The 17,173-nt window shown below is 74.7% G+C and carries 14 protein-coding genes; 4 read left to right on the forward strand and 10 right to left on the reverse strand.

What is annotated here, in order from left to right; all coding sequences use genetic code 11:
• The first annotated feature begins 53 nt into the window (after positions 1-53).
• The 3 genes from KKR89_RS13625 (at position 54) to KKR89_RS13635 (ending at position 3,263) form a co-directional block, all read left to right on the forward strand.
• The gene (locus KKR89_RS13625) at positions 54-1,427 is read left to right on the forward strand and encodes a TrkH family potassium uptake protein (RefSeq protein WP_208195906.1); all 1,374 of its coding nucleotides are present in this window, start codon (positions 54-56) and stop codon (positions 1,425-1,427) included.
• Complete coding sequence (locus KKR89_RS13630) at positions 1,420-2,127, forward strand: potassium channel family protein (protein ID WP_243882620.1); 708 nt, start codon at positions 1,420-1,422, stop codon at positions 2,125-2,127. The genes KKR89_RS13625 and KKR89_RS13630 overlap by 8 nt, the downstream gene beginning before the upstream one ends.
• Positions 2,128-2,228: 101 nt before the next feature.
• Complete coding sequence (locus tag KKR89_RS13635; RefSeq protein WP_208195907.1) at positions 2,229-3,263, forward strand: PPK2 family polyphosphate kinase; 1,035 nt, start codon at positions 2,229-2,231, stop codon at positions 3,261-3,263.
• A gap of 42 nt (positions 3,264-3,305) precedes the next feature.
• Here KKR89_RS13635 and KKR89_RS13640 read toward each other — a convergent pair whose 3' ends face one another.
• The 9 genes from KKR89_RS13640 to KKR89_RS13680 form a co-directional block, all read right to left on the reverse strand.
• Positions 3,306-3,749: a hypothetical protein gene (locus KKR89_RS13640; RefSeq protein WP_208195908.1), complete on the reverse strand. Its 444-nt coding sequence runs from the start codon at positions 3,747-3,749 to the stop codon at positions 3,306-3,308.
• A 71-nt stretch (positions 3,750-3,820) separates the two neighbouring features.
• Positions 3,821-4,936: a hypothetical protein gene (locus tag KKR89_RS18520; RefSeq protein WP_214765499.1), complete on the reverse strand. Its 1,116-nt coding sequence runs from the start codon at positions 4,934-4,936 to the stop codon at positions 3,821-3,823.
• 573 nt (positions 4,937-5,509) lie between these two features.
• The gene (araA, locus tag KKR89_RS13650) at positions 5,510-7,018 is read right to left on the reverse strand and encodes an L-arabinose isomerase (RefSeq protein WP_208195911.1); all 1,509 of its coding nucleotides are present in this window, start codon (positions 7,016-7,018) and stop codon (positions 5,510-5,512) included.
• Positions 7,019-7,043: 25 nt separating this feature from the next.
• On the reverse strand, positions 7,044-7,754 hold the full coding sequence (locus tag KKR89_RS13655) for an L-ribulose-5-phosphate 4-epimerase (RefSeq protein ID WP_208195912.1): 711 nt from the start codon (positions 7,752-7,754) through the stop codon (positions 7,044-7,046).
• A 104-nt stretch (positions 7,755-7,858) separates the two neighbouring features.
• Positions 7,859-9,478, reverse strand: a complete 1,620-nt coding sequence (locus tag KKR89_RS13660) for a xylulokinase (protein ID WP_208195913.1) — start codon at positions 9,476-9,478, stop codon at positions 7,859-7,861.
• Positions 9,479-9,593: 115 nt separating this feature from the next.
• Positions 9,594-10,679, reverse strand: coding sequence for a LacI family DNA-binding transcriptional regulator (locus KKR89_RS13665; protein ID WP_307802212.1), 1,086 nt, complete (start codon positions 10,677-10,679; stop codon positions 9,594-9,596).
• A 4-nt stretch (positions 10,680-10,683) separates the two neighbouring features.
• Positions 10,684-11,508: a pyrroline-5-carboxylate reductase gene (gene proC / locus KKR89_RS13670; RefSeq protein WP_208195914.1), complete on the reverse strand. Its 825-nt coding sequence runs from the start codon at positions 11,506-11,508 to the stop codon at positions 10,684-10,686.
• A 125-nt stretch (positions 11,509-11,633) separates the two neighbouring features.
• Positions 11,634-13,193, reverse strand: a complete 1,560-nt coding sequence (locus KKR89_RS13675; protein ID WP_208195915.1) for a DUF7059 domain-containing protein — start codon at positions 13,191-13,193, stop codon at positions 11,634-11,636.
• 41 nt (positions 13,194-13,234) lie between these two features.
• Positions 13,235-13,930 (reverse strand): endonuclease/exonuclease/phosphatase family protein, encoded by a 696-nt coding sequence (locus KKR89_RS13680; protein ID WP_208195916.1) that lies wholly within the window; start codon positions 13,928-13,930, stop codon positions 13,235-13,237.
• A gap of 204 nt (positions 13,931-14,134) precedes the next feature.
• Between KKR89_RS13680 and KKR89_RS13685 the strand changes: the two genes are divergently transcribed.
• Positions 14,135-14,809 (forward strand): hypothetical protein, encoded by a 675-nt coding sequence (locus KKR89_RS13685; RefSeq protein WP_208195917.1) that lies wholly within the window; start codon positions 14,135-14,137, stop codon positions 14,807-14,809.
• A 60-nt stretch (positions 14,810-14,869) separates the two neighbouring features.
• Here KKR89_RS13685 and KKR89_RS13690 read toward each other — a convergent pair whose 3' ends face one another.
• The gene (locus tag KKR89_RS13690; protein ID WP_208195918.1) at positions 14,870-17,161 is read right to left on the reverse strand and encodes a sodium-translocating pyrophosphatase; all 2,292 of its coding nucleotides are present in this window, start codon (positions 17,159-17,161) and stop codon (positions 14,870-14,872) included.
• Positions 17,162-17,173 lie beyond the last annotated feature (12 nt).

The following is a 17,173-nucleotide window of genomic DNA, read 5'->3' on the forward strand; positions in this document are numbered from 1 at the left end:
GCGCCGCGTGCCAGAGTGTGCCTGTCGGCACGACGGGAGCAGCGGGAGGTCGGATGGCAGCGGGGCCCGGCCTGCTGTGGCGTGCGCGCGAGTACGTCGACCGGTCGGCACGTCAGTCCCCCGCCCGTCTCGCGCTCGGCGTGTTCGCCCTCGTCATCGCCGTGATCACGGCGCTGCTGTCGGCGCCCTGGGCGACGGCGCACGGCGAGCGCGCGCCGTTCGTCGACGCGCTGTTCACCGCGACGTCCGCCACGACGGTGACCGGGCTCGTCGTCGTCCCGACCGGCGAGTACTGGTCCGGCTGGGGGCTGGCCGTCATCCTGCTCGCCATCAAGATCGGCGGCCTGGGCGTCATGACGCTCGCGTCGCTGCTGGGGATGGCGGTCTCGCGGCGCATCGGCCTGACCCAGCGCCTCCTGGTGTCGTCCGAGACCAAGGTCACCCGGCTGGGCGAGGTCGGGTCGCTGGTCCGCACGGTCATCGTGACCTCGACGGCGCTCGAGCTCGTCATCGCGATCGCGCTGTTCCCGCGACTCCTCGTCCATGGTGAGCCGGTGCCCACAGCCGCCTGGCACGCGGGGTTCTACGCGGTCTCGGCGTTCAACAACGCGGGGTTCGTGCCGACCCCGGATGGCCTCGCGCCGTTCGTGTCCGACTGGTGGATGCTGCTGCCGATCATCATCGGGGTGTTCATCGGGTCCCTCGGCTTCCCGGTCATCCTCAACGTCGCGCACCACCTGCGTCAGCCCCGCCGCTGGAACCTGCACTCCAAGCTGACGCTGACGACCAGCCTCGGGCTCGTCGTCTTCGGGTCCGTCGTCGTCGCGGCGTTCGAGTGGACCAACCCGGGCACGTTCCGTCCCCTCGACCCCGGCGGCACGGCACTCGCGTCGCTGTTCGCCGGTGTCATGCCCCGATCCGGCGGGTTCTCGACCGTGGACGTCGGCCAGATGCACGAGGGCACGTGGCTGCTCCTCGACGCCCTGATGTTCGTCGGCGGCGGGTCCGCGTCCACCGCGGGCGGCATCAAGGTCACGACGCTCGCCGTCATGCTGCTGGCGATCGTCGCCGAAGGCCGCGGCGACCGCGACGTCGAGGCGTTCGGCCGACGCATCCCGCGCGAGACGCTGCAGGTGGCGATCGCCGTCAGCTTCGTCTCCGCGACCATCGTGCTGATCGCCTCGCTGCTGCTGCTCGCGATGACAGGGCTCACCCTGGACCGCATCCTGTTCGAGACGATCTCCGCGTTCGCGACGTGCGGCCTGACGACCGGCATCACCGCGACGCTGCCGCCGCCGGCGAAGTACGTCCTCGTCGTGCTCATGTTCATCGGCCGGACCGGCACGATGACGCTTGCCGCGGCGCTCGCGCTGCGCAACCGTCGTCGCGTCATCCGCTACCCGGAGGAGAGGCCCATCGTTGGCTGAGAACCTGCGCGCGAGCGGCGGCGAGCCCCGCACCGCGCCCCGCACCCCGAAGAAGGACCAGGGCGTCCTGGTGATCGGCCTGGGTCGCTTCGGCTCGTCCATCGCGGCCACGCTGGACCGGCTCGGTCAGGACGTGCTCGCGGTCGAGCGCAACCCCGAGCTCGTCGCCCAGTGGGCCGGCCGGATCCCGCTGGTCGAGGCCGACGCGGTGAACCCCGACGCCCTCGAGCAGCTCGGTGCGCGCGAGTTCCCCGTCGCGGTCGTCGGTGTCGGCTCCTACCTCGAGGCGTCGGTGCTCATCACCGGCAACCTCGTCGACATCGGCGTGCCGCAGATCTGGGCCAAGGCCATCAGCTCCGAGCACGCACGCATCCTGCAGCGCATCGGCGCCCACCACGTGGTGCTGCCCGAGGCCGACGCCGGGTCCCGCGTCGCCCACCTCGTGAGCGGCAAGATGCTCGACTACATCGAGGTCGAGGACGGGTTCACGGTCGTGAAGATGCGACCCCCGAAGGAGACGCAGGGGTTCACGATCGCGCAGTCCAAGGTGCGCGAGCGCTACGGCGTGACGATCATCGGTGTGAAGTCACCCGGCATCGACTTCCAGTACGCGACGCCGGAGACGCGCATCTCGGCCAACGACCTCATCATCGTCGGAGGGCACGCCGACCTGCTCGAACGCTTCGCCGCGCGCCCCTGAGCACGCGCGCGACCCGCACCGCCGCAGTTCCGCACGCCGCAGTTCCGCACGCCGCAGTTCCGCACGCCGCAGTTCCGCACTCGGCACCCGAGGAGACCGCCATGGCAAAGGGCTCGAAGAAGAAGAAGAAGGACAAGAGCAAGAACGAGGACAAGAAGAAGCACGACGTGAAGCCCGCGCGGAAGGCAGCCGCCAAGAACGCCGAGAAGGCGGCTGCGAAGGCGGCCAAGGCGGACCGCAAGGCAGCCGAGAAGGCGGCTGCTGCCCACGAGGCCGCCGCCGCGGGGCTCCTCGCGCGGCGTGACGCCGTGGCGGACCTGCTGCGCGTCGCCCCGGGGTTCCGGCTCGCGGACGTCGACACGGGTGCGACGCCGGGCTTCGACGGGTCGCGCCGCGACGGTGAGGCCGCGCTCGCCGCGGTCGGCGCCGAGCTGTCCGACCTGCAGGAGCGTCTCTTCGCGCACGGCCGTACCGGCGGGACGAGGTCCGTGCTGCTCGTCCTGCAGGGGCTGGACACGGCCGGCAAGGGCGGCATCGTGCGCCACGTGGTCGGGCTGGTCGACCCCCAGGGCGTGGCGCTGCGCTCGTTCGGGGTCCCGACGCCCGAGGAGCGTCGCCACCACTTCCTGTGGCGGATCCGTCGTGCGCTGCCCCGCGGCGGCATGATCGGCGTCTTCGACCGCTCGCACTACGAGGACGTGCTCGTGGCGCGCGTCGACGACCTGGTCGCGCCGGAGGTGTGGGAGCGGCGCTTCGACGAGATCAACCGGTTCGAGGCCCAGGCCGCGGCGGCGGGGGCCACGATCGTCAAGGTCGCGCTGTGGGTCTCGCCCGACGAGCAGTACCGGCGGCTGCGCGAGCGGCTCGAGCGCCCGGACAAGCTGTGGAAGTACGACCCGACGGACGTCGACGTCCGCCTCAGGCGGCCGGCGTACGAGGCGGCCTACCAGGAGGTCCTCGACCGGACGAGCACCGAGGTCGCGCCCTGGTACGTCGTGCCGGCGGACAGCAAGTGGTACGCCCGGCTGGCCGTCAGTGCGCTGCTGCACCAGGCGCTGGCCGGCCTCCAGCTCGACTGGCCGCCCGCCGACTACGACGTCGATGCGGAGCTGGCCCGGCTGGACGCGACCCGCTGAGGCACGGCGGCGGGCGGGACGCCGTGCCCCGCCCGCCGCCGCTCAGGACCCGTCGGACGCGTGCCGCTGGTGCGGCAGCTCGCCGCGCGGCATCACGCAGTGGCGCACGCCGCCGCGCACGGGACCGCCCGCACGCGCGGCGCTGGCGCTCCACCGCCCGACCGTCCCGAGCGCCGGGGCGGTGAGGGGCGCGCCGGCAGCGGGGGTCGCCCGCGGGGCCGGCCCCACGCAGTGCGGGGCGCTGCGCTGCACGGGGACGGACGGCGCGACGCGCACGACGGGGCGCACGGTGCGGACGACGGGCGCGGCGGGGCGCGGACGGTCGAGGCGCGGGTAGATCAGGCCCGCGACGCCGGCGAGGACGACCACGAGGACACCGGGCACCACGTGGTCGTCGACGCCGGTGACGACGCCGGTGGAGATGAGGACGAGACCGGCGGCGACGAGCACCGTCGTGACCGCTCGGCGCAGGAAAGTGAACATCATCGAGCTCCTTGCCTGTGGACCGGGGTGCCCCGGAGGGCGAGGGACGACGCGCGCGGCGTGCGTCCGTCCGGTCAGGCAGGGCTCGGAAGGTCGCACGAGGGCGCTGCGGGCCCGGCGACGTGGGCGGCGGCCGTCGTCGCCGCGGACGCGACGACGACGGGTGACCGACCGGACGCCGGACCGGCACCCGGCCCCGCCCGCGGTGTGACCGACCCGGTGCCGGGTGCGGCGCGGTCCGCGAGCGACACGACCGACGCGGCTGCGACAGCGCGCTGCGGGGGCGCGGTCGCCGTGACGGCGGCAGCGGCGACGGCGACGTGGCCGCCCGCGACGTACGTGGTGACCGTGACGACGGCGGGCGCCTCGGGCTGCGGACCGGTCGGTCCGGGGGCGGGGTGCCAGGGCGTCTGACGGGTCGCCGGCTCGGCGGCCGGCACGGAGACCACCGCCGAGAGGGCAGCGGCGGCGTCCGGCTCCCCGCCGGGCTCGAACCGGTCCGCCTCGGCACCGGGGGCGACGCTCTGCGGCGGCGGGCCGAGCTCGCGCCGGTGCTCGCCCGCGTCGCGCGACTGACGCACGATCCAGGCCGCCGCGTCGATGGGCGTCATGCCCGTCGTCGCGGCGCGGTCGAGGACGGTCGGGGGTGCGGGGGCTGCGGTGCCGTCGACGGTCGTCGTCGCCCGGGTCTCGGCGCCGGTCCCGGTGGTCTTGTCCGCACCGGCCGGCGCGGTCCTCTCGGTCCCCGTCCGCGTGACGTCCTTGGTGACGGTCTCGACCGGCTCCACCGGTGGCGCCACGGCATCGACCGGTTCCGCCGGTTCCACCGGTTCCACCGGCTCCACCGGGTCCACAGGTTCCACCGGCTCCACCGGGTCCACCGGGTCGACCGGCTCGACCAGGTCCACCGGCTCGACCGGTTCCACCGGGTCGACCGGCTCCACCGGCTCGACCGGCTCGACCGGGTCCACCGGCTCGGTCGCGTCCGCGCTGTCGGCCGCTGGTGCGGGCGCCGCCGCGGCGTTCGGCGACGCCACGGTATCGAGGACGGCGGAGGCGACGTCCGCCGGTGCGAGCTGCGCGCCCGAGCCCTGGGGGGCCACGTCCTCGGCCGAGGCGGACGACGCCGTCACGAGCTGCAGGATGACCAGCAGGAGGCCGCCCAGAGCGGCCATGAGCACACGGAGCACCCAGGTCTCCGCTCGCCCCCGCCGCTGCGCGTGCATCCCGGACCCTCCCCCGGTGCGCGTCTGCCGTAGACGCGCGTGGGGCAAGTATGCGACCTGAATGCCCCAAAGGCACGGGATTGGGCCATTCGGTGGATTTTCGCCCGACCGGGTGAGTTGTCGACGTCCGCGCCGATCCGGTCGACCACGTCGTCCCCGGGTAGAAGCTGCCCGCACCGGGGTCGCTGCACGTCGAGCCGGCGCCCGGACATGACGCGACCGCCTGCGACCGCTCCGTCAGGGGCTGCTCAGCACCGCGTCGACGACCACGATGAGCAGGGCTCCCGCCGAGGCGAGGAAGGCCCGCACCGCCCAGACCAGCGTCCGTGTGTGAGTCCGCACGACGACGCTCCCTTCTGCACGTCACCGTTGACGCGCTGAGACGACGCTACGTCCACCCAGGTTCCGTCCGCATCACCACGCGGGGTGAAGTCGCACGTCAGCGGCCGTTCTGCCGGTTTAGCCGGTACTGCGGTGAGCGGCCCGCGCCGACGCCGAGGGGGCGACGGGCCCCCCTCGGCGTCGGCGCGTCAGGCGTCAGAAGCCCTGCGCGACCCGGTAGTACACCTGGTTCCAGCGCACCTGGTCGGCGAACCCGCGCCGCGTCGTCGCCTCGTCGATGACGAGCAGCTCGGTGCGCGCCAGCTCGGCGAAGATCTCCCACGCCTCGATGCCCACGGCCGTCGTCAGCACTGTGTGGTGCGCACCGCCCGCGGTGAGCCAGCACTCGGACGACGTCGTGAAGTCCGGGCGGGGCTCCCACACGGCGCGGGCGACGGGCAGGTGCGGCAGGTCGGCCGTCGGCGGGACCACGTCGACGACGTTGGCCGTCAGGCGGAACCGCTCCCGCATGTCCGCCAGCGAGACGACGACACCGGGGCCCGGGTCGGTGTCGAACACCATGCGGACCGGGTCCTCCTTGCCGCCGATGCCCAGCGGGTGGATCTCCACGCGGGGCTTCGACGTCGTGAGGGTGGGGCAGATCTCGAGCATGTGCGCGCCGAGGATCTTCTCCGCACCGGGCGTCAGGTCGTACGTGTAGTCCTCCATGAGCGACGCGCCGCCGGGCAGCCCGGCACCCATCACCTTGGCGACGCGCACCAGCACGGCCGTCTTCCAGTCGCCCTCGGCGCCGAACCCGTAGCCCTTGGCCATGAGCCGCTGCACGGCCAGGCCGGGCAGCTGGCGCAGGTCGCCGAGGTCCTCGAAGTTCGTCGTGAACGCCTTGGCGTCCCGCTCGGTGAGGAAGCCCTCGATCGCGATCTCCTGCCGGGCCGCGTAGCGCAGCGACTCGTGCCGCTCGCCGCCCGCGCGCAGCTCGGGGACGACGTCGTACAGCTCCTCGTACTGCGCGACGAGCGCGTCGATCGCCGCGTCGTCGACGGCCGCGACCGCGGCGACCAGGTCGTTGACGGCCCACGTGTTGACGGACACGCCCAGGCGGATCTCCGCCTCGGTCTTGTCGCCCTCCGTGACGGCGACGTTGCGCATGTTGTCGCCGAAGCGCACGAGGTTGAGGTCCTGCGCGGCCTGCCAGCCGGCCGACGCGCGCACCCACGTGCCGACGCGGGCGGTGACGGCCGGGTTCGACACGTGGCCGGACACCGTGGTGCGGGCCAGGCCCAGGCGCGTCGCGATGTACGCGTACTCGCGGTCACCGTGCGCGGCCTGGTTGAGGTTCATGAAGTCGAAGTCGATCGTGTCCCACGGCAGCTCGACGTTGGCCTGCGTGTGCAGGTGCAGCAGCGGCTTGCGCAGCAGGTCCAGGCCGGTGATCCACATCTTGGCCGGGCTGAACGTGTGCATCCACGTGATGACGCCCAGCACGCGGTCGTCGGCGTTGGCGTCCAGCACCGCGCGGCGGATGGAGTCCGAGTCCTTGAGGACCGGCTTCCAGACGACCCTCGCCGGGACGTCACCCGACGCGTCGAGCGCCGCGGCGACCTCCTGCGACTGCGCCGCGACCTGCTGCAGCGTCTCCTCGCCGTACAGGTCCTGCGAACCGGTGAGGAACCAGATCTCCTGGTCGGGGTAGGCCTTGCTCATCGTGGTTCTCCTTCGTGGCCCAGCATCAGTGCTGGCCGTAGACGTTCTGGTAGCGGGCGTACAGCGAGTTGACGTCGCTCTGCGCGATCGGCAGCGGCTCGCCGAGCTGCCGGCTGATGTGGACGGTCCGCGCGACCTCCTCGACCATGACCGCGGCCTTGACCGCGGCCTTGGCGTCCTTGCCGATCGTGAACGGGCCGTGGTTGCGCATGAGGACCGCGGGGCTGCGCGAGTCGCGCAGCGTCTCGACGATCCCCCGGCCGATCGAGTCGTCACCGATGAGCGCGAACGGGCCCACGGGGATGTCGCCGCCGAACTCGTCGGCCATCATCGTCAGCACGCAGGGCACGGGCTCGGCGCGGGCCGCCCACGCGGTCGCGTAGGTCGAGTGCGTGTGCACGACGCCACCCACGTGGGGCATGTGGGTGTAGACGTACGCGTGCGCGGCGGTGTCGGACGACGGGGCACGCGTGCCCTCGACGAGGTTCCCCTCCAGGTCGCACACGACCATCGACTCGGGCGTCAGCTCGTCGTACGTCACGCCCGACGGCTTGATGACGAGCAGGTCGCGCTCGCTCGGGCCCGCGGGGTCGACGACGACGCGCTGCGACACGTTGCCCGCCGTCCACACCACCAGACCCCACCGCGGCAGCTCGGCGTGCAGCCGGCTGACCTGCTCGCGCGCGCGGGCGACCGCGTCGCGCACCTCGGGGGCGTACTCGTCCAGGGCGGTCATCCGCACCTCCAGGTTCGGGGCCCGCGTCGTGCGGGCGGTCGGGACCGGCGTCGGGGCGCCGGTGGGGCGGGCGCAGGTGCGCGCGGCCCGGTACTGCTCGACGCTCAGAGCGCCTCGGTCGCGGCGCGCTCCACGGCGAGGCCGTCCGCGTAGCGCTCGAGCCAGGTGGCGTAGCCGGCGACGTCGGCCGCGTCGGGCTCGACGACGTCGATCTCGGCGTCGGCGAACACGCGCGTCGACAGGTAGGTGCCCAGGTCGTCCGCGGCGCCGCTCGCGACGTACGCGGCGAGCACCGCGATGCCCCACGCGCCGCCCTCACCGGCGGTGCGACCCACCGCGACGGGCGTGTCGACGGCCGCCGCGAGCAGCCGCTGCGCGACGCCCGCGGTCCGGAACAGGCCGCCGTGCGCGAACATCGTGTCGACCTCGACGCCCTCGGCGACGAGGATCCGCAGACCCAGGCTGAGGGTGCCGAACGCCGCGTACACCTGGGTGCGCACGAAGTTGCCGAGCGTGAGGCGGCTGTCCGGCGTCCGCACGATCAGGGGGCGTCCCTCGTCGAGGCCCGTGATCGGCTCGCCCGAGAGGTAGTTGTACGCGAGCAGCCCGCCGCCGTCGGCGTCGCCCTCGAGCGCCTCACGCAGCAGGACGCCGAACACCTCGTCGGCGCCCGCGTCGGACCCGAGCGCGGTGGCGAAGCGGCCGAAGACGCCCGCCCACTCCCCGAGCTCGCTCGCCCCGTTGTTGCAGTGGACCATCGCCACCAGGTCGCCCGCGGGCGTCGTGACGAGGTCGATCTCGTGGTGCACCTGGGCGAGCGGCTTCTCGAGCACGACCATCGCGAAGATGCTGGTGCCGACGCTGATGTTGGCGGTGCGCGGCGCGACGGACGCGGTCGCCACCATGCCGGTGCCGGCGTCGCCCTCGGGCGGGCACAGGGGCGCACCGGCACGCAGCGTGCCGGTCGGGTCGAGCAGCGCGGCACCCTCGTCGGTGAGGCGGCCGGCCTCCTGGCCCGCGACGAGCACCTCGGGCAGGAGGTCGACGAGCCGCGCGACCGGCAGCCGGCCCGCGGTGTGCGCGTCGAAGCGCGCGAGCAGGTCGGCGTCGTAGTCACGCGTCACGGGGTCGACCGGGAACATGCCGGACGCGTCGCCGACGCCGATGACCTTGCGACCCGTCAGGCGCCAGTGCACGTACCCGGCGAGGGTCGTCACGAACCGCACGTCGGGCACGTGCGGCTCAGCGTCCAGGACGGCCTGGTGCAGGTGCGCGACGGACCAGCGCAGCGGGATGTTGTACCCGAGCAGCTCGGTGAGCTCGGCCGCGGCCGCACCGGTGGACGTGTTGCGCCACGTCCGGAAAGGCACGAGCAGCTCGTCGTCGGCGTCGAAGGCGAGGTAGCCGTGCATCATCGCGGACACGCCCAGGGCGGCGACGGACGTGGGGCGCACGCCGTGGCGCCGCTCGGTGTCGGCCAGCAGGTCCGCCACCGCGGCGCGCAGCCCGTGCCACACGGCGTCGAGCGGGTACGTCCACGTCCGGTCGACGTACTGGTTCTCCCACGCGTGGCCGCCGGAGGCGAGCGGCACGTGGTCCTCGCCGACGAGGACCGCCTTGATGCGCGTGGAGCCGAGCTCGATGCCGAGGACCGCTCGGCCCTGCGCGAGCGTCTCGCGTGCTGCCGCGCGGCGGGCGTCCGCGTCGTCGTGGTGCTGCGCCATCGCGTGCTGCTCCCTCTCCGGGCCTCGTCGCCCGGGGTCGTGCTCACGGCCGGGTCGGAGCGATCCGGCATCGGTCGATGTTAACGATCACATGGCGCGGAAGCCAACCTCCGGATCACGCGCCACCGCCCTGCGCGCCGGGGCCCTCCACGGACGCCGACGACCGGCGCACGACGAGCTCCGGCGCGATCGACTGCTGCGTCGGCTCTCCCCCCGTGAGCGCGTCGACGACGGCCTGCACCGCACGCCGGCCCAGCTCGTCGAACCCCTGCCGCACCGTGGTCAGCGGCGGCGCGTAGAACGCCGTGCCGGGCTCGTCGTCGAACCCGACGACCGCGACGTCCTGCGGCACGCGGACACCGGCCTGACCGAGTGCCGCGAGCAGCCCGAGCGCCAGCTGGTCGTTGGCGGCGAACACCGCCTCCGGCAGCCCCGTGCGCACCAGCTCGAGGCCCGCCGCGTACCCGTCGGCGGCGGACCACCCGTCCGCACGGTGCGCCTCCCCCGTGGCCCCGGCCGCCTCGAGCGCGTCGCGCCATCCCCGCAGCCGGTCACGCGCGTCGTACCACTCCTGCGGCCCGGCGACGTGGAGCACCGAGGCACGCCCCGACGCCAGCAGGTGCTCGGTCGCCAGGCGCCCGCCCGCCACCTGGTCGACCGACACGGTCGGCACGTCCACGCCCGCGCGACCCGACGAGACGAGCACGGCCGGGACGGGCACGTGCACGCCGCTCACGGCGTCGACCGTCCCGCTGCGCGGTGCGACCACGACGACGCCGTCGACGCCCTGCGCGAGGAAGTGCTCGACGGCGGCGACGACCTCCTCGCCGCTGAACGCGCGCAGCGTCGCGACCGACACGTAGAAGCCCGCGTCGCGCGCCGCCTGCTCGAACGCCACGAGCGTGCTCGTGGGCCCGAACAGCGCGGTGGCGGGCGTGATGACGCCGAGCGTGCCGGTGCGGCGCGTGACCAGGGCCCGGGCGGCGAGGTTGGGCCGGTACCCGAGCGTCGCGATCGCCTCGAGCACGCGCTCGCGCGTCGTGGGCCGCACGCTCGGGTGCGCGTTGAGCACCCGGGAGACCGTCTGGTGGCTGACGCCCGCGAGCGCGGCCACGTCGTTCATCGCCGGGGGGCGGCCGTCGCGCGAGCGGCGCGTCGCGGCCGGGCGTCCGGCCCCCGTGGGGCGAGGGTCCACGGTCACGGGGTCAGCCGGCGCCGAGCTCGCGCGAGCGCTCGGCGGCGGCCCGCACCCCCGCGACCAGACCCGCGCGCACCGCGTGCGCGTCGAGGGCGGCGACGCCCGCGACCGTGGTGCCGCCGGGCGAGGAGACCCGCTCCCGCAGGACCGCGGGGTGGTCGCCCGTCTGCGCGACCATCGCGGCCGAGCCCTCGACGGTCGCGACGGCGAGCCGTGAAGCCAGGTCCCGCGGCAGGCCGAGCAGCACGCCCGCCTCGGCCAGCGCGTCGATGACGTAGAACACGTACGCGGGACCGGACCCCGACAGGGCCGTCACCGCGTCCAGGTGCTTCTCGGCGACCCGCTCGACCAGGCCCGTCGCCGCGAGCATGCGCTCGACCAGCGCGAGGTGCTCCTCACCGGCGGCGCGGCCCGGGGCGATCGCGCTCGCACCCTTGCCGACGAGGGCCGGCGTGTTCGGCATGACCCGCACGACGGGCGTGCCCGCGGGCAGCGCGTCCTCGTACGTGCGCAGCGGGACGCCGGCCGCGACGCTGACCACGAGCGTCCCGGCGCGCAGCGCGGGCGCGATGTCCGCGAGGGCGGCCGGTACGACGTCCGGCTTGACGGCGAGCAGGACGACGTCCGCGGCCGCGACGGCGTCCCGGTTGCCGGCTGTCCGCACGTCGTGCTGCTGCGCGAGCGCCTCGGCCCGTCCGGCGTCCTGGTCCGCGACGGTCACGCGGTCCCCCGGCCAGCCGCCCGTGCGCAGGGCTGCCACGAGCGTGCCGCCCATGACCCCGCCGCCGAGCACCGCCACCGCGGGCCGTGCCCCCGTGTCCTGCGTGCCCATCGTGCCTCCGTCGCTGCGGTCCGGTGCCGCGCGCGCGGCCGTGACGAGCGTACTGGCGCCCGCGGTGTCGCGGCCCGCACCGCTCCCCCGCAGGTCGCGGCGCTCCGGGGCGCCGGCGGGGGCGGTCAGGCGATCGTCAGGAGGCCGTCGGTGAGCAGACCGCGCACCGTGGGCAGCACGTCGGCGGCGACGTCGGACGCCGGGACGTCGAGCAGCGCACCCAGCGCGCCGACGATCTGCCCGGCCGTGAGCTCGCCGTCGCACGCGCCGACGAACGCCGCGAGCGCCGTGCCCGCCTGGACCGTGCGCCCGAAGCCCCTGCCCTGCCGCAGCAGCACGACCCGCGGGTCGACCGCACCGGGCTGCAGGTAGCGCTCCTCGGTGACGTCGGGGGCGACGGTCAGGCGAAGCCCCGCGAGCCCCTCGGCGGACAGGTGCGCGGTGGCGTCGTGCGCGGCGAGCGCGGCGGAGATCACGGGTCCGAGCGGCTGCCGCACCGGACCCGTCTGCGACTCCAGGCGGCGCAGGGTCGCCGCGCCCGCGACCGGACGACGCAGCGTGACGACGCCGAAGCCGACCGACGCGACGTCCCGGGACGCCAGGTCGTCGAGCCACGCGCCGTAGCGCGCCGTCCACGTGGCGCGGTCGGCCGGTGTCGTGCCGCCGTCACGGATCCAGGTCTCGGCGTACTGCGCGGGGTCCTGCTGGTCGCGCAGCACGACCCACGCGTCGAGGCCCGACGCGTCGACCCACGCGCCGATGCGCTCGTGCCACTCCTCGCCGTCACGCACCTCCCAGTTGGCGAGCAGCTGCGCCACGCCGCCGGGCGCCAGCACGCTGCCGACGTCCGTGACCAGGTCGCGCACGAGGTCGTCACCGGCCCGGCCGCCGTCGCGGTAGTCGTAGGCGGGCACGTCGCCGCGGCGCGGCGTGATGACGAACGGCGGGTTGGAGACGACGAGGTCGAAGGTGTCACCGGCGACCGGCTCGAGCATCGACCCGGCGCGCAGCTCGACACGGTCGTCCCCCAGCCCGGCCAGCGCGGTCGTGAAGCGCGCGAAGGCCAGGGCGCGCGTCGACAGGTCCGTCGCGACGACGTGCGCCGCGTGCCGGCTCGCGTGCAGCGCCTGCACGCCGCACCCCGTGCCGAGGTCGAGCACGCGACGGCGCGGGTCCCGGACCGTCGCCTGCGCGAGCGTCAGCGACGCACCGCCGACGCCGAGCACGTGGTCGGTGCGCAGCGGCCCGCCGGTCGCGAGCTCGCCCAGGTCCGACGCGACCCACCACGCGGCGTCGCCCGCACCGTCGCTCGCGGCGTAGGGACGCAGGTCGACGAGGGCCGCGACGTCGTCGTCGTCGCCGTGGCCCGCGACGTCCACCAGCCCGAGGCGTCGCGCACCCGCGACACCGACGGACGGCAGCGCGGTCTGCAGCGCGGCGGCGCGCACCGGCACACCGAGCAGGAACGCGCGCGTGAGCACGGCGGCCGGCGCCGACCCGGACGCGGTGCCGGGGGCAGTCGCGCGCAGCGCCGGAAGCACCTCGCCGCGGGTCAGGGCGCCTGCCGCGACGGGGCCGAGGAGCTCGTCGACGTGCTCGACCGTGAAGTCGGCGGCGGCGAGGTCCGCGCGCAGCGCGTCGACGAGCGCGGGGACGACGACGGGCGTGTCAGGGGTGGCGGTCACGCCGCCATCGTCCCAGGCGGGCGGACGCGCGCCGCGCGCCCTCAGGCCGGCAGGTGCAGGTCGACGACCAGCGGCCGGTGGTCGCTGGCGACGCCCACCGCGGCGTCGTCGAGCACCCACGCGTCCAGCACGGGCAGGCGGTGGTCCACCAGGACCACGTCGATGCGCACGCGGGGGACATCCGCCGGGTAGGTCGGCTGGTCCGCCCCCGCGACGCTCGCCGCGTCCTGCAGCCCTCCCGCAGCCTCGGCCAGGACGGCCCACGACGGCCCACCGGGGCGCTCGTTGAGGTCGCCCGCCACGACGACCGGCCCGTCCGGGCCCCGCAGCAGACGCCGGACCACCAGGTCGACGTGCCGGCCCCGCTCGGCGGCACGCAGCCCCAGGTGCACGACCACGACCCGGACGCCGTCGACCCGGGCGGTCGCGACACCGCGGCGTGTGCGTCCGACCCGCCAGGGCAGCCGCAGGCCGGCCGCGTCGTGCACGCTGCGGTAGGGCGCGACGAGCAGGGCGGTCGTCCGCGCACCGCCGCCGCCGACGGCGACGCGCAGCCCGGTCCGGGCGGCGAACCCCCGCAGCCGGGCCCGTCCCGTCGCCCCGCGGGGCGGCTCCTGGACCGCCAGCACGTCGGGGCGCACGCTGCGCACGACGTCGACGAGCGCGTCGAGCTCGTCGCGCAGGCCGCGCAGGTTGTAGGTCATCACCCGTAGCGTCCCGACGTCGCGCGCGTCCACGGTGGCCTCCGTCCGTCATTGGGCTGCGCGAGCGTACCGACGCCACGGCCGACGGCACCACGCACACGCCGCGGGGCGTCCGCACACATCGCGCGCGGCACCGCGCGTCACGGCTGCAGCACCCCCGCGCCGGTGCGGGGGCGTGGCGTACGTTGGTCGGGATCGACCGACGGCTGCGCCTGCGCGCGACGAGGGGGACCACCCGTGCGACGACGTCCGACCGCGCTGGCGGCGAGTGCCGTGACGGTGCTCCTGCTCAGTGCCTGCACCGGCGACACCGACGCCGACCCCGGCGCGGCCACCGGCGGCACCACGCCGCCCTCGTCGGCTGCCGCGACCAGCGACCCCGGCGACGAGGAGCCGGTCGCGGGCGGCACCACCGAGGTGTGCCTGCGGGGCACGTGGCGCCTGGACCTGGCCGCGATGCAGGACGACCTGCGCGAGACGTTCGAGGCCGCCGACGACGACCAGGGCGCCGTGGACGTCACCGTCGACGGCACCGCCACGTACGAGTTCGCCGACGGCGGCACGTTCACCGCCGACCTCGACTCGAGCTCGGCCATGACCATGTCGGCCGACGGCTCCGAGCTCACGTCGACGTCGCGGTCCACGGGCGGCCTCACCGGCCGGTGGGCGCTGGCGGGTGACCAGCTGTCGATCTCCGACATCGACTCCTCGGGCCTCGACGTCACGACCAGCGGCACGCTCGACGGCGAGGAGCTGGAGGTCCCGAAGGGGTCCGCGGACGACGCGATCGAGGCGCTGCCGCCCACGGCGTCGACCGCGACCTGCAGCACGAGCACGCTGACCCTGGTGACGTCGCTGCAGGCCGACGCGAGCAGCGATCCCGTGACGATGGCCTACACGCTCCGCCGCTGAGCAGCGCTCCGCCCTCCCGTCCGACGGGGACGGGAGGGCGGGGCGGACCTGCGCCGGGCGTCAGCCGACGAGCTGCGCCTCGTGCTCGAGACGTCCCTCGCGGTCGACCTTCGCGGCGCGCAGCCGCGAGGCGATGACCGCACCGAACGCGATGGCCGTGGCGACGAGCGCGATGGTCAGGCGCAGCGTGTGGTTCGCGTCCTCGCCGACGGACACCGCGACGATCGCCGGGGCGATCAGCACGGACACCAGGTTCATCACCTTGATGAGCGGGTTGATCGCCGGGCCGGCGGTGTCCTTGAACGGGTCGCCGACGGTGTCGCCGATGACGGCGGCCGCGTGGGCGGGCGAGCCCTTGCCGCCGTAGCTGCCGTCCTCGATGATCTTCTTCGCGTTGTCCCAGGTGCCGCCGGAGTTCGACAGGAACACGGCCATGAGCACGCCGGTGGCGATCGTCCCGGCCAGGAAGCCTGCGAGGGGCCCGACGCCCAGGCCGAAGCCGACGGCGATCGGCGCGAACGCGGCCAGCAGCCCGGGGGTCGCCAGCTCGCGCAGCGAGTCGCGCGTGCACATGTCGACGACCCTGGCGTACTCGGGGCGCACCTCGCCCGTCATGATCCCGGGGTTGTCCCGGAACTGGCGACGCACCTCGAAGACGATCGCGCCCGCGGCCCGCGTCACCGCGTCGATGGCCAGGCCGGAGAACAGGAAGACCGTGGCGCCACCCAGGATCACGCCCACGAGCGTGATCGGGTTGATGATGTCGTACGACATCATCGCCTCCACGAGGTCCCCGCCGAGCCCGCCGGAGATCTCGTCGAGCGCCGTGCGGACCGCGTCCGCGTAGGAGCCGAACAGCGCGGTGGCGGCGAGCACGGCCGTCGCGATCGCGATGCCCTTGGTGACGGCCTTGGTGGTGTTGCCGACGGCGTCGAGGTCCGTGAGGATCTGCGCGCCCTCGGGCGTCACGTCGCCCGACATCTCGGCGATGCCCTGCGCGTTGTCGCTGACCGGGCCGAACGTGTCCATGGCGACGATGACGCCCACCGTCGTCAGCAGGCCGCAGCCCGCCAGCGCGATGAGGAACAGCGCGAGCGGCACCGAGCCACCGGCCAGCAGGAACACGCCGCAGATGGCGGCCGCGATGATGCCGGTGGTGTAGACCGCGGACTCGAAGCCCACGCCGATGCCGGACAGCACGACCGTGGCGGGGCCCGTGAGCGTCGTGCGTGCCACGTGCAGCGTCGGCTTGCTGGTGGTGCCGGTGAAGTAGCCGGTGACCCACAGGATGACGCCGGCGAGGACCACGCCGATGAGCACGGCGAGCGAGGCGACGAGGCGGGGGTCGCCCGCGTGGCCCTCGAGGCCCGTCGTGCCGCCGGGAAGCTCGGCGAACGTCGCCGGCAGGTACACGTACGCCGCGGCCGACGCGAGCAGCACGCCCACGAGCGCCGAGACGTAGAAGCCGCGGTTGATCGCCGCCAGCCCGCTCTCGGCACCCCGCACCCGCGTGATCGCGACACCGAGGGCCGCGACGAGCGCACCCACCGCGGTGACGATCAGCGGGAACACCATGCCCTCCTCGCCGAACGCCGCCCGGCCGAGGATGAGGGCCGCGACCAGCATGACCGCGTAGGACTCGAACAGGTCCGCGGCCATCCCGGCGCAGTCCCCCACGTTGTCACCGACGTTGTCGGCGATCGTCGCGGGGTTGCGCGGGTCGTCCTCGGGGATGCCCTGCTCGACCTTGCCGACCAGGTCCGCGCCCACGTCGGCGGCCTTGGTGAAGATGCCTCCGCCCACGCGCATGAACATCGCGAGCAGCGCGGCGCCGAAGCCGAAGCCCTCGAGCACCGCGGGCGCCTCGCCCCGGTAGAGGAGCACGACGAGCGACGCGCCGACGAGGCCGAGGCCCACCACGGCCATGCCGACCACGCCGCCGGTGCGGAACGCGATCCGTGCACCCTCCGCGCGGCCGTCCGGCCCCGAGGCGGCCGCCGCGACGCGCAGGTTCGCGCGCGTGGCGAGCCACATCCCGAGGAACCCGATGGCGGCCGAGAAGCCGGCGCCGACGAGGAAGAAGACGGACCGCCCGATCTTGATGCCGCTGTCCCCGGGCAGCAGGAAGAGCAAGGCGCACACCACGGCGGCGAACACCGCGAGCGTGCGGAACTGCCGACTCAGGAAGGCGGACGCGCCCTCCTGCACCGCGCGGGCGATCTCCTGCATCGAGGCCGTGCCCTCACCGGCCGCCAGGACCTGGCGACGGAGCACGGCGGCGACCACGAGGGCCGCCAGTCCAATCACGGCGATCGCCGTGACGATCGTGATGCTCGTGGCACCGAGCTGCATGCATCCTCCTCG

The sequence above is a fragment of the Cellulomonas dongxiuzhuiae genome (genome assembly GCF_018623035.1).
GTDB lineage: Bacteria > Actinomycetota > Actinomycetes > Actinomycetales > Cellulomonadaceae > Cellulomonas > Cellulomonas dongxiuzhuiae.

Excerpts from the sequence above, each read along its gene's own strand:
- proC (WP_208195914.1), bottom strand. The coding sequence starts at position 11,508 with ATGGGCACGCAGGACACGGGGGCACGGCCCGCGGTGGCGGTGCTCGGC.
- KKR89_RS13690 (WP_208195918.1), bottom strand. The coding sequence starts at position 17,161 with ATGCAGCTCGGTGCCACGAGCATCACGATCGTCACGGCGATCGCCGTG.
- KKR89_RS13625 (WP_208195906.1), top strand. The coding sequence starts at position 54 with ATGGCAGCGGGGCCCGGCCTGCTGTGGCGTGCGCGCGAGTACGTCGAC.
- KKR89_RS13635 (WP_208195907.1), top strand. The coding sequence starts at position 2,229 with ATGGCAAAGGGCTCGAAGAAGAAGAAGAAGGACAAGAGCAAGAACGAG.
- araA (WP_208195911.1), bottom strand. The coding sequence starts at position 7,018 with ATGAGCAAGGCCTACCCCGACCAGGAGATCTGGTTCCTCACCGGTTCG.
- KKR89_RS13660 (WP_208195913.1), bottom strand. The coding sequence starts at position 9,478 with ATGGCGCAGCACCACGACGACGCGGACGCCCGCCGCGCGGCAGCACGC.
- KKR89_RS13655 (WP_208195912.1), bottom strand. The coding sequence starts at position 7,754 with ATGACCGCCCTGGACGAGTACGCCCCCGAGGTGCGCGACGCGGTCGCC.
- KKR89_RS13640 (WP_208195908.1), bottom strand. The coding sequence starts at position 3,749 with ATGATGTTCACTTTCCTGCGCCGAGCGGTCACGACGGTGCTCGTCGCC.